11 protein-coding genes are annotated in these 13,152 nt (G+C 41.4%); 1 reads left to right on the plus strand and 10 read right to left on the minus strand.

Going from position 1 to position 13,152, the window contains the following annotated elements:
* The first annotated feature begins 113 nt into the window (after nucleotides 1–113).
* Nucleotides 114–476, plus strand: coding sequence for a DUF488 domain-containing protein (locus tag ACW0TQ_RS12125; protein WP_042529107.1), 363 nt, complete (start codon nucleotides 114–116; stop codon nucleotides 474–476).
* 47 nt (nucleotides 477–523) lie between these two features.
* Here ACW0TQ_RS12125 and ACW0TQ_RS12130 read toward each other — a convergent pair whose 3' ends face one another.
* From ACW0TQ_RS12130 to ACW0TQ_RS12175, 10 genes are all read right to left on the minus strand, one after another.
* Nucleotides 524–1,237, minus strand: coding sequence for a GntR family transcriptional regulator (locus ACW0TQ_RS12130; RefSeq protein ID WP_306432771.1), 714 nt, complete (start codon nucleotides 1,235–1,237; stop codon nucleotides 524–526).
* Between the two features lie 180 nt (nucleotides 1,238–1,417).
* A complete protein-coding gene (locus ACW0TQ_RS12135) occupies nucleotides 1,418–2,536 on the minus strand; it encodes an amidohydrolase/deacetylase family metallohydrolase (RefSeq protein WP_455725710.1) in 1,119 nt (372 codons plus the stop codon).
* A 96-nt stretch (nucleotides 2,537–2,632) separates the two neighbouring features.
* Nucleotides 2,633–3,247 carry a YesL family protein gene (locus ACW0TQ_RS12140; protein ID WP_042529101.1) on the minus strand — a complete coding sequence of 205 codons (615 nt, stop codon included), beginning with the start codon at nucleotides 3,245–3,247 and terminating at the stop codon, nucleotides 2,633–2,635.
* Between the two features lie 34 nt (nucleotides 3,248–3,281).
* Nucleotides 3,282–4,178, minus strand: coding sequence for a carbohydrate ABC transporter permease (locus ACW0TQ_RS12145; RefSeq protein WP_042529099.1), 897 nt, complete (start codon nucleotides 4,176–4,178; stop codon nucleotides 3,282–3,284).
* Nucleotides 4,179–4,193: 15 nt separating this feature from the next.
* A complete protein-coding gene (locus ACW0TQ_RS12150) occupies nucleotides 4,194–5,129 on the minus strand; it encodes an ABC transporter permease (protein WP_040978049.1) in 936 nt (311 codons plus the stop codon).
* 177 nt (nucleotides 5,130–5,306) lie between these two features.
* The gene (locus ACW0TQ_RS12155) at nucleotides 5,307–6,923 is read right to left on the minus strand and encodes an extracellular solute-binding protein (RefSeq protein WP_289584488.1); all 1,617 of its coding nucleotides are present in this window, start codon (nucleotides 6,921–6,923) and stop codon (nucleotides 5,307–5,309) included.
* A 267-nt stretch (nucleotides 6,924–7,190) separates the two neighbouring features.
* Entirely contained in the window at nucleotides 7,191–8,204 is a 1,014-nt protein-coding gene (locus tag ACW0TQ_RS12160; RefSeq protein WP_042529095.1) for a lactonase family protein, read from the minus strand.
* 12 nt (nucleotides 8,205–8,216) lie between these two features.
* Nucleotides 8,217–10,124, minus strand: a complete 1,908-nt coding sequence (locus ACW0TQ_RS12165) for a family 20 glycosylhydrolase (RefSeq protein ID WP_368901004.1) — start codon at nucleotides 10,122–10,124, stop codon at nucleotides 8,217–8,219.
* Nucleotides 10,125–10,377: 253 nt separating this feature from the next.
* Entirely contained in the window at nucleotides 10,378–11,625 is a 1,248-nt protein-coding gene (locus ACW0TQ_RS12170; protein ID WP_343769087.1) for an oligosaccharide MFS transporter, read from the minus strand.
* 64 nt (nucleotides 11,626–11,689) lie between these two features.
* Complete coding sequence (locus ACW0TQ_RS12175; RefSeq protein WP_368901005.1) at nucleotides 11,690–13,114, minus strand: glycoside hydrolase family 32 protein; 1,425 nt, start codon at nucleotides 13,112–13,114, stop codon at nucleotides 11,690–11,692.
* Nucleotides 13,115–13,152 lie beyond the last annotated feature (38 nt).

Below are 13,152 nucleotides of genomic sequence, written 5' to 3' on the forward strand. Positions count from 1 at the left end.
TCTTAAGTGCGGTTGAGATATAATTATTCCAGCCTGAACCAATCCATAGAAACCAAATCGCATAAATGATAAACTTAAAGAGAAATCAACTGGTTGGAAAGGCGGAATAATCAATGTCTATCAAACTGCAACGTATCTATGAAAAATCTAACGACTCTGGATATCGTGTATTAGTGGACTTAGTCTGGCCGCGGGGAATTTCCAAAAAAGACGCAGAGCTCGATGATTGGGCCAAAGAAGTAACACCTACGCCAGAATTACGAAAATGGTTTAACCATGACCCTGAAAAATTTGCAGATTTTAAATCAGCATATAAAAAAGAACTGCTAAATGATGATGAAAAATTAAAGAAATTAGCTGAACTCCAGAAACTGCAAAAGCAGCAGACACTTATTTTATTGTATGCTGCCAAAGATAAAGAACACAATCATGCCCTTGTATTAAAGGAAGTACTGGAAAGCAAACTCCCAAAATAATGCTATAAGCACAGCAAAAGCGTACCTTACTTCAGGTACGCTTTTCGCTATACATTAAAATTAACAATATACTTATGGATATCTGTCCGGTAATAAGCAACCGAATATTCTACCAGCCTGTCACGCTCGTCATAAGAAAAACGTTCCCGCTGCAGTAACGGCTGCAGCTCCATTTCCAGCATCTCTGCAACAGCCGGCTCCGGGATAGCCACGCTGAATTCATCCTTGAACCGAAAGAAGCGGATTCCCTCCTGATAGAGCATATCGTATAATGAATTGACAAAGACATTGGGATCATTTGGCAGGGAAATCGATGATGGAATATAATGCCTGAAATGAATGTAGGGCTTATCGTCTAATGTATAGAGACGTTCTACACAATAAGCGCCTTCCCCAGCTAAATCATGGATAGCAGGCAGGATAGCGTCTACTTTTTCCACCTCGATCAGCTTTTTACCTAATTGATGACCTTCCCCAATCAGATATTCAGAAAAACGCTGTCCTTTGGAAAGCTTCGAAACAGCCTGGTTCGCCAGTACTGTCGTCCCAATGCCGCTTTTTTTCTCCACATATCCTTCCTGAGCTAATTGTTCCACCGCCCGGCGAATCGTAATTTTACTCACTTCGAATTCTTTTTCTAATTCCGGTTCAGAAGGAATTAAGCTGTTTTTGGGATATTGTCCGTTAATTATTCGTTCCTTCAATATCTCCTTCACCTGTAAGTATAAGGATCCCTGTCTTAAATTTAGCTTCATTGTCATCTCTACCTTTCTATATCCAAATCCACTGTATGCGTGCCCGTCATTCCCCTTACTTTCACACTGTATCTCCTGATGAACGCATGCCCATGCTTGTTATATCTTTTTCTACTTTCTTATTATACCAAGAATCCTGCTCATACTAAAATTTGTAGTCAACCGGAAAGGGGTCCCTTCCCCCTGCTATTCATAGGAATAATGCTTTTCCAATTCAATATATTCATTACCGAGATAAACAGCCTGCGGTTTAATCACTTGGTTTGTGATGATTTCATTTCCCATCGAGTCAACCAGCGTTTTTTGTTGATGCTCGACAGTAAAAAAAGTAAATTCTGCATAAGAACCGCGGTGAAAATTACCTAGCTTCGGCTGCTTTAAAACCTGTGCCGGGATTTCTGTTACCGCACGGATAACCGCTTCCAATGAATAACCCAATGCCAGGAATTTCGTCAATGTTGCTGCTATGCTGTACACGGGGCCATTTATTTGATTTTCCTCATAAATATCCGTGCTGATTGTATCAAAAGATATTCCTGATCCCATTGCTTTTTTGGCTACAGGAAAGGAAAAGCTTGATTTCCCATGCCCTACATCAAGATAGATACCTCTTTGGACGGCTTCCGCTAAAGCCGAGGCAACTTCTCCTCCAGGCTTTAGAATATGATTGGGGTGTTTCCCATGATAACAGTGTGTGAGAATATCCCCTTTCTTTAACAAAGGCAGTATCTCCTCCAGCATGGGCGGGGCGCTGCCTACATGGACCATGAGCGGCTTCCTGAGCGCTTTGCTGTACTTAATTGCCAAATGCAGCGGTTTTAATCCATTATCCCCCACCACGCTGGCACTCATCCTCGCTTTTAACCCAATAATGAAAAAAGGATAATCAGCTGCCGTATTTTGTATTGCGTTCCAGGAAATATTATTTATATCTGCTAATTCATCCATTTGTTTTAAACCAATCCTTGAGATATTCAGAAAAGCAAGCACTCTGGTTTTTGCCGCTTTTGCAATCTGGTGGAATTCCTCTATCGTATCTGCTCCGCTGCTTCCCGCATCGACTACAGTGGTTACTCCTGTTTGATAACCAATTTTATCAGGGACAGCGCAATAAGGCTTATATTTTGGAAAAGCATGTGTATGTAGATCAATCCACCCAGGCGAAACATACATCCCTTCTGCATCTGCCAGAACTGGATAAAAGCTGCCTGCATCTGCGACAACATCCTTGATTCGCCCATTTTCAATTAAAATATCTGCCTTTTGCCCATTCGTAAGTAATGCATTTTTAATCACCTGTACCATCGCCCGTCCCCCTCTGTCCATGCTTTTCTTTTATCACGGAAAACCGCCTGTAAAACTCCCGCTTCATGACGCTTCGTTTTATCTATTTTATTATTTCTAGACTGCCGCTTCATACTTGGCAAATGTTTTAGACACCCCCCACGTAATCAAGTAAGCGGAAAGGCTGCCTCCGAAAAAGAAAAGCACTGCCGGAAATGCTTGAAATATTAAATAACCGCCTGCACCAATACAAACCAGTAAAAATACCGTGAGTATCGGATGAACAATCGCAATAATTAGCGGCCATTTTAAGTACTGTATGGTTCGCAGCTTAAAATGGACATAGACCGGAAATAAATAAACCAAGAATACAGCCAGCAGCGCAAAGGCGATCACAACGGAAAATTGGGCCATTTGATAGACTAAGGCGCTTTGTGCACCAAGTATTTGAAATTGTACCGAAAACAAGTAGCCAAGCGCGAACAATATAATACCAAGACCGTTCGCTTTCCAAAATTCCTGCCGGTAGATTTCCCAGAATACTGCAAACATCCGAACTTCCTCCTCGCCCCGCTGCCACTTACGGACAACAGCGAACATCGCGACCGTTGCAGGCATAACTCCAAAGAAAAGAAGACCTGCCATCGTAAATAGAATCCATAATATATTCAGATAAGCAAAACGTGTTATCCAAATCGCAACGCTATAATATCCGCGAGCTACCTCTGCCATCATTACCTCTCCTTTCCTTTGTGTATGTGTACTGTTATTCCTTCACAGACCCTATCAATACTCCTTTTACAAAGAAACGCTGCAGGAACGGGTAAACAATCAGCAGCGGCAGTGCAGATACGATAATCACCGCATATTTCACAAGGGAAGCTGTCTTTATTTGATCTGCAAAGGACTGCGCGCTTCCGGCAGCACTGGACGCACTGTCTGCACTCACTTCATTCAGGATGAGAATTTGCCGTAAGATAAGCTGGAGCGGAAATTTATCTTCACTCCGCAAATAAATCAGCGCATTGAAATATTGATTCCATAACGCAACGCCGTGAAATAATGCCATAACAGCAATGATTGGCATCGATAACGGCAAGACGACTTTAAAAAATAAATAAATATCACTGGCTCCATCGATTTTAGCTGCTTCCACCAGCTGATCGGGAATCGTCTGCTGAAAAAAGGTCCGCGCTACGAGAATCGACCAGGCACCGACTACTCCGGGAATCACAATCGCCCACATCGTATCCAGCATCTGCAGATTGCGGACGACCAAATACGTAGGAATTAATCCGCCATTGAATAGCATCGTAAATAAGATAAACCAAAGCCAGGCTTTTTTGCCCATTAATTCTTTCCGCGATAACGCATACGATGCCGGCAGGAGGACAAACAAGTGAATAATGACGCCGACTGCTGTATATAGAATGGTGTTTTTGTATCCTGTCCAAATCGCATCATTCTGAAATACACGCTGGAAACCCTCAAACGTCAAATCTACCGGCCATAGCCACATCTTCCCTGTGTTTACAGCATGAGGATCACTGATGGACGCACTAATCACAAATATCAGCGGATAAATAATGATTAACGTCACAAGCAAAACAAATATTAAATTGAGCCGGTCAAAGGCTTTATCCGACAAACTGAACCTGGACATCACGCATCTCCCTCCTTACCATAGGCTGTTCTCGCTAACTTTCCGTGCAATTTGGTTCACAGTAATCAAAAGCACGATATTAATAGCTGACTCAAATAACCCGACAGCGGCAGCAAAGCTGTATTGTCCTTCCAATATCCCTGTCTCATATACAAAGGTTTGAATAACGTCCGACGTCTCTGAATTCAGCGTATTCTGCATTAAGAGTACCTTTTCAAACCCGATTTGCATGAAATTACCGATATTCAAAATAAACAAGATAACGATTGTCGGCATAATACTTGGAATATTAATCCTTGTAATCCGCTGCATCCGTGTCGCACCATCTACTTTAGCCGCCTCATGTAATTCCGGGTTCACGCCTGCCAGTGCAGCAAGGTAAATAATCGTGCTCCATCCCAGCGTCTGCCATTGACCGGACCATACAAAGATATGGCGGAACCAGTCTGGACTGGTCAAAAACGGAATCGTATCCATTCCAAGCGCACGTAATAAGTGATTTATCAAGCCTGTATTCGGGTCCAGAAAAGCTACCAGCATCCCGACAACAACGACAACCGATATAAAATGCGGTGCATAGGTCAGCGTCTGTGTCCATTTTTTAAATGCACCATTTCGGAGCTCATTAAATGCTAACGCTAAAATAATCGGCAATGGGAACAAGACCAGCATATACAGGTTTAAAATAATGGTGTTTTTGAGCAGTCTCCAAAAATAATAGGAGCTGAAGAAACGTTCAAAATGCTCAAACCCGACCCATTCGCTTCCCCAAATGCCAAGTGTTGCAAAATAATCCTTAAAGGCAATCTGCACACCGTACATTGGTATATAATGAAATATAAAAAAGTACAAAAAGACTGGCATCATGAAAAGGTATAACTGCCAGTTGCGCAGAAAATTCTTTTTGATAACGGCTCCTCTACCCTTTTGTATGGATTGATTTTTTGCCATCTTTCCGTTATCCCCCTTTTTTCTATGGAATTTCCCTGCTAAATGAAACACAGCAGCAGCGAAAATCCATTCTTGTTTCTTATGTAATCCATCTCATGATGTACCCACTTGTAAAAAAAGAGAGGGCATGAGATCTACTGCCCTCTCGATGTGAATGAACCTTTTTAAACCTCTGCTTTAATTAGATTGATAGCGGTCATATGCAGCCTGGTAAACCTCCTGCAATTCTTCCATTCCCATTTGCTCGATCGTTTGGATATAGCTATCCCAGTTATCTAAATCTTCATCACCTGTAATAAACTTGTCGCGCATTTCTTCTACATACTTATTAATGTCCTCACCTGTTGATTGCAGAATACGGTTTTCCTCTTCTGTGAAAGTAAACCTCGGCCATACCTCATCAATGACTTGCGGCTCAATTTTTTCAGCTGCTTCCATTGATTGCGGTGCGGTTTCTCCTCCTTGGAAGTAATCTGCTTTAATAATTCCGCTGATGGAACCAAGCCAGGTTAAATCCTGGGCAATCGCCTGTTCAAATGTCATGTCACCCTCCGGATTCAAAATATGATCACTATAAACGGCTTCTCCATCTTCTATTTCAAATGTTTCTCCTTCTACACCCATATAGTAAAGCTCTGCACCTTCATCTCCATAGAAATGATCCATCCAGCGGACCGTTGCAGCCGGGTTCGGGTTTTCACTGGTAATCACCAGGTTATCTGGAGTCCATACAGAGGATGAAAGTTTATTATAAGACTGATGCCCGTCTGGACCTTCTAAAGCTGCTAAACTATTATATTGCGAGCCAATCTCTTCCCCGAATAATTCAATTGGATCATAGAAAATCATACTTCCATATAGATTATCCGATGCATTGGCAAGGAACTGGCCCCATTCAATGGTAAAAATGCTTTGATCAATTAATCCTTCTTCGTACAGCATATGGATGTATTCCAGCATCTCTCTATATTCATCAGCGGTTGCATAGTAGCGCACCTTCGAGTCATCATTCGGATCTAAATCCAAGTTTGTGTTGGAGGCACCATGGTTCATTACGCCGAACGATCCAGACAGCCATTGAACAAGCTCCGCAATGTCTGTACCTCCATAAGGAATCGTATCCCCATTTCCTACTGGATCAAGTTCTTTTACTGCCTTTAAATATTCATAAAAATCTCCTGTCGTTTCCGGAATATCCATATCCAGCTCATTCAGCCAATTCTCATTCACCCAAGGTCTTGCACTGAGCCGTAAAGAGAGAAAATCATCTTCAATGAGCGATGGCATGGAGTAGATATTACCATCAGGGAAAGTAATTGCTTTTTCAATTGTTGGGTCATTTTCCATTAAAGCTTTTAAATTTGGTGCATATTCATCAATCAAATCATTTAATGGCAGGAACGCCCCTTGGGAACCGTATCGTAATAAATCCGTATTTGACAGCTCTGCAAGGAAGAATGCATCTGGCAGGTCACCACTGCCCAATGCCAGGTTTCTATTCTCCTCCAGAGCATCCGGGCTTACGGAATTCCAATTCACATTAATGTTTGTTAAATCTCTGTACGTATTCCAGATTAAAATATCATTCCAGTCATTGCCTTCATTTTGTGCGGGCTTGTTCGCAAAGATAGTGAGCTCTAATTCCTCTTCTACGATTGGAAACCCTGTCGCATTGACATTATCGCCGCCCGCTGCTTCGCCTTCCTTACTATCACCGTCATTTCCGCTGCTGCACGCATATAAAGCGCTTACAAAAACAAGTGTTGCGATGAAGAAAAACCATTTCTTTAACATAATGAACCCCCTTTTAAGTAGGTAAAAATGTAAAACAAACTTTTTCTAACAAACAACTGCCATCTTCATTTTTTAATTTAGTTCCTTCCCCCTTTAATCAAATAATGTCTAAGATGTCATACGGATTATTTTGCTTATTCAAAATAGTACCACTATTATCCCAAAACGTCAACATAACATTATAATGATTAATATAAATCTTTTGTCTTTATTTGTCGGACGGCTTATTTTCTCACCAATTTGTTCTTTTAGAATGGATTCAAAATGCTATAAAGCAACAATACAAACTGGAGACTGTATAGAAAATGTATTATCTATCATGGAATAGGTACCATTCATTTGTTTGAAAACAGCCAGGTTGTTACTGTGCTGGTGGCAAACAAATAATTGATTATCTACCCATTGGTTACTACAAAAATGTCTTGGCCATTCGCCGCCTGCAGAAATAGAGCCTTCCTTTTCCAATGACCCATTTTCAGTTACTTTAAAAAGACTCAATGTATCTGATCCCCGATTAGAGGTAATCACCTTGCCATCCAAAAATTGAATTTCTGCTCCATAATTTCTTATTTCACGAACTGTTTCCACCGTTTGAATGCACTGTAAAGAGTCCGACGGAACCGCATATTGATAGACAGATACGGTGGATTTGTATTCATTGACCACATATACGATTGGCTTCTCCGGGTGAAAAGCTACATGCCTCGGTCCTGCTTTTTCCGGGACTGTCAAGCTTTGAAAGGGAAGTAAACTCCTCCGCTCTTCATCCCATTGATACAGATAGATGTTGCTTTTACCAATATCCGTCAGCAGGAAAAGGGACGTTTCTGGAATTTGCCGAACGGTATGGATACGGGAAGCCTGCCTGTTTTCAGAGACAAAAGCAATATGCTCTGCTTCTTCCTGCAGATCTCCGTTATCATCCAGTGCAAAAACAACAACACCTGCATTCGAATAATTACTGATAAATAAATACTTCCCGCAGGCACTCACCTCCGCGTAGCACGGACCGCCATGTGTCGGCAAACGCCTTCTTTCCTTCAGACGATGGGCTTCATAGTCCAGTTCATAGCAAACTACCTCTCCATCCGCTGCTTCACTGATGGCATACACACGGTTTTTCACCGGATGCTTCACTAAAAAGGATGGATTAGCAATTCCGGCTTGTTCCCCCAGAGGTGTCACTTCACCTGATTCAGCATGTATATTCAACCAATGAATACATGCCAAATCTACTTCTCCATAGCAGCCGACAAGTACTTCTGTATTCCGTTTATCCATGAGGCATCCTCCTTAATAAATTGGCAATACATGAAAAAATACGTTAGGGGAAGCCATCCGATAATAGTAGCTGCACCAGCCCAAACCGCTGGACTCCTCCACATTCGGAGAGAAATATAACCGCTCCTGCTCCAGTTCATCGATTGCCTCTAAATCTCCTCTTACATACTCCTCGATTCTTAAGCGGGCAGTATCTAAACGCTGTAATAATCCTCCATAACGAATATCTATTACTTCCCACCCAAAAGGTTTATTCAACGACAGCCACTGCTTCCGATGCGCAGCATGCAATTCCTTCACACGCCCTGTCACTTCCGGGATAACCTGTCGGGCAATTTCCTGCAGCTTTTCCTGATTCCCTGCATCATAAGCTGCTTTCAGTTCGACACCGATATCCCCTTTTTTAGCTAAGACCCAACACAGCTTCTCCGGCACATCAAAAAAGCGCTCTGACGCCTGCTGGTTATACTGCTGGATTTCCTCCGCCAGCTTCTTATAGAAATTTCCGACAGGATTTTTTTCGACATGTTTATCAAATAATCCCAGCAGCACATCCTGCCATTGCAGGAATTTAGAAGGGTTCGTCTGTAAGGTGTTCCCTTCGTCTACCCCTGGCGGCTGATCCATTTTATTCAAGGCCAAAAGCGCTTCTGGATCCATACCTGTACAAAATAACGTACGTTCCTTCACACGGGTTATATCGATTTCGGTATGATACGCATGCTCAGCATAGAATTGCAGTCCATAAAGTGCATGGTACACATTGCTCTCATAGCCATCGTCTCCCCAAAGCGTTACAAATACATCGCCTACACCTTCCTCCTTGCAGACAGCAAGTGCCGGCTCACTGGCAGTCAGAGAGATTTGATAATTCGGGGCAAAGGTATTCCACACCCACATTCCCCCTGCAAATGCCGGTGTACTGCCAAACCGTTTTAATTGCTGCAGCATCCGCTGATAATGCTCCCTATCTGCTTGAGCATACTGCCAATACATATACTGCACGTTATCTGGCAGCTGATTCACGATATACTCTGGTAAATCTGTGGTTTTGTCATAGCTGTCCCCCGTTTCGGAAGCCAGCTTTAAAAACATATCGCTCCACATCACCACACGCAGCTGATACTTATCCGTTATTTCCACGATTTTATCCAGATGTGCTTTCATCAGTTCAAAACGATCCTTGAAACCATGGATATTTAAATATCTGCCTCGTCCCACCTCTTCCGCTTCGTCCATACCAATATGAATGCGATTGCTACGGAAGGGCCTGGTTGCAGAAGCAATCATCCGGTCCAGCAAATCATACGTAGCATTACTCTCTAATAACAGCGCACCCCGCGTATCCTTATAGGTATAAGCCGCATCCCATTTCAGAAATTCCTCTAAATGCGCCAACGTCTGGATACAAGGAATCAGCTCGATACCAAATAGATTTGCATAATTATCCAGTTCCCGCAGCTCTTGTTCACTATAACGCCCGCGCATATAACCAAAATAAGGCTCTCCGTCTACTTCATACGTGTCCTCCATGTACAGCATTGCCGTATTATGTCCCATCACCGCTAATTTCCGGATGAAGTCCTTTAGCGTAGACAGCTTCATCGTCATATTACGCGATAAATCAAACATAGGCCCTACACTGGAGAATTGCATCGTCTCTTGAATATGGATTTGTTTATTTCCCTTATTCCACTGTTCTAAAATCAAGCCAAGCGCTCTGAAAAAATGGCATGGCTCATGGTAGGTAACCGTGCCGCCCCCTTCATCAAAAGTTATTATTAACCCGTTGATACGCTCATCCTGCCTCCCGGTCAGTACAATGCCGCCCTGTTCTGCAAGACGGAATGCATAGACCTCCTGCAATTCTACGATTCCTGCGTGTAAGCTCACTGCATCCCCTTTAATTGAAATTTCCATTTATCATCACCCCTTCATATCTATGCTGTTCCCCTTTAAATCATAACGTTATAATGTATTATTTGATAACAAATCTCTTTTAAAGAGAACAGCAGCATTCTAATTTATTGTTTTGAAAACCCTTTCAAGTAGTTAATTTCGACTTTTTTTTGGAAACTCCTTCTTTTTCAACAACATTTTTCTTATCTATTTTTTACAGCATCAGAAAAAGCAATGAACTATATGTATTTCAACACAGCTCATTGCTCTTTATTTATTCCTTTGCCATCGCAAATTCATGCTCATCTAATTTTTGTTCTTTATCATTGTTATTCAATGCAAAAATCGAGAAGATAACAAATAATACTACAATGGAGCCTAATATATAGAAGGTCGTTTCGTAGTTAGTCAAATCATAAATCCAGCCGACTAATGCAGAGAAAATGATAACCCCAATTTCACTGGAGACCTTAAAGCCGATGAGATAAACCGTTGCAGATAACCGCACATCGAAGTTTGCAGCAATATATTTAAATACCGCAATCAATAAAATCGGTAATTCCACTGCGTGAAGCATTTTCATGAATGAAATACCAAATCCGCCTGTTACCATGGCGGAACCAATGATACGAAAAGCCATGATACTTCCTGCCAATACAAGCGAGCGCTTAATTCCGACTTTGTTCACAATAAATGGTGCCAGGAATAAGAAAATCGCTTCGACAAATACTTGTATAGAGTTCAGAATTCCGTAAACGGTGTTTCCATCCGTACCTGCCCCGGAGAATAGGCTTACAAAGTAAACTGGGAAAAGCTGCTGATCATATACCGTATAAATACATACGGTTCCAAACAGATAAATAATTAAAAACCAAAATACTTTATTTGAAACTAAAAAGCGAATATCTTTCATTGATATATTGGAGACACTTTTTTCTTCTGTTTTCGTAACCTCCACTTTAAAAAACACATTAATCAAAAGAAAGATAATTCCTGTTCCCGATGCAATCCAGAAATTAATATGTGGATTAATACTCATTAATGCCCCTGCGCCAATAGCAGAAACAGCATAGCCTAATGAACCCCACATCCGTGCTTTACCAAATTCAAAATCGTATTTACGGCTGAGTTTTTCTGTAAAGGATTCCAAAAATCCTGCGCCTGCTATAAACCCTGCGCCTAAATAAATAGCACCCAAAGCTGCTCCTAAGTAAAAATTATTCAAAAGTAATGGCTCATAGACATAAATAACAAATGGTGCAATAAGAACAAGTACCACACTCTGTATCCAGACAAGATTTTTCTTCGTCCCCAATTTATCCTGCATATATCCATAAAGAATCATGAAGAATAAAGAAAAGAATGAGTTAAACGAGTAGATTGTTCCGACTTGTGCTCCTGTTAGTCCAAGACTGTTATTCAACCAAATCGCATAGAAAGACCACCAGATAGACCATGTGATAAAGAAGAAAAATAGATAGCCAGATGAGAACCAATATTTACTATTTTTTAAAAAATCCATATTTATTAAATCCTTTCTTTGTAAAGCAAGGAGGAGCTTTTCTTACTCCTCCATTCAGTTATGTTTATTTCCAAATAGAATGCAGCTTTGTCCATGTGACAGTGTCTAATTGCAGCGTTTCATTTACTGTAGAAATTTCCAGCTTTGTTACTGTTCCTTCTGGATAAATCAAGTTTGTTGATACAGTTAAACCATCATTTAAAAAGATTTCTGCAGATGATCTGTCAATAATTACTTTCAGATTCTGAACATCCATTCCATGTAAACTGCCTTTTATTTCTTTCGGAAAATCTGCTGAAAAGTCAACCAGCCCATCCGTACGATAGAATGTATAAGCATCTTCTTTATAGTCTAATTCTAATCGGAACGCTTCATCTTGATCTGTAACTAATTGCACGCTCCACTTCGTACTAGCTGATGCTGTTGAAACCTGCAAATCTACTTGAGCAGTATCACTAATTTCGTAGCTTTCCGGCTTACCAGGATGAACAGTTTCATCTTTATAAGAAACCTCTTCCCTGCTATTATCTGCGGTGATGGCCTCTTGCTTTAATAAGAGACTTCCATCTTTTTCAAATAAGGAAAGCTTCCGCGCCAGACTCATTGCGCTGCGCCATGGCGAGACCGGGAAAACTCCCGCATACTGCCAGTTATTCATCCAGCCGACCCAGTAAGTATCCTCTGTATTGTCCCAGCTGACAGCTGCATAAAAATCTTTTCCTGCATCTGCCCATTTCAGTTCATCTTGCGGTGTTTCATTCGGGTGAAATTCTTTCCCATCAAAACTTCCAGTAAAATAATACACTGCGGAACCGCCGTTAGGCCCGTCTGCATTGATGCTTACAATAAGTATCCATTCTTTTTTAGAACTGTTCTCTACTGGTAAATAAAGCAGGTCCGGACACTCCCAGACACCGATATAGGAAGGATATTCTTTTCCAAATGAAGATAGATAGGTCCAATCAATTAGATTTGGCGAGCCATAAAACTGGATATGGTCCCCACAAGCCAATACCATGACCCATTGCTTGCTTTCTTCATGCCAGGAAACCTTTGGATCACGAAAATCTTTTATTTCTGTGTTTGGAATAACTGGGTTCCCTTCATACTTTATCCACGTTCTTCCCTTGTCCTCACTGTAAGCGATACTTTGCTGCTGACTTGCACCATCATGTGTGAAGATGGCGACTAATCCGCCGGCATCGCTTTCAAACAAACCACTCGTATTATTTTTATCTACGACTGCAGAGCCTGAGAAAATCGTTCCCAATTCATCTGGTGCTAACGCAACCCCATGCTCTTCCCAATGATACAGGTCTGTACTTGTTGCATGTCCCCAGTTCATATTTGCGTGGTCATTGCCATGTGGATTGTACTGGTAAAATAAATGATACTCTTCTTCGTAATAAACGAGGCCATTTGGGTCATTCATCCAATTTTCCTTTGGTGTGAAATGTAATTGCGGACGATGTTTTTCTTGATATAGCATGTAAATCTCCCTCTCTTTAGAAATGTTATTCTTATGAA

The organism is Oceanobacillus sp. M60 (assembly GCF_053839645.1).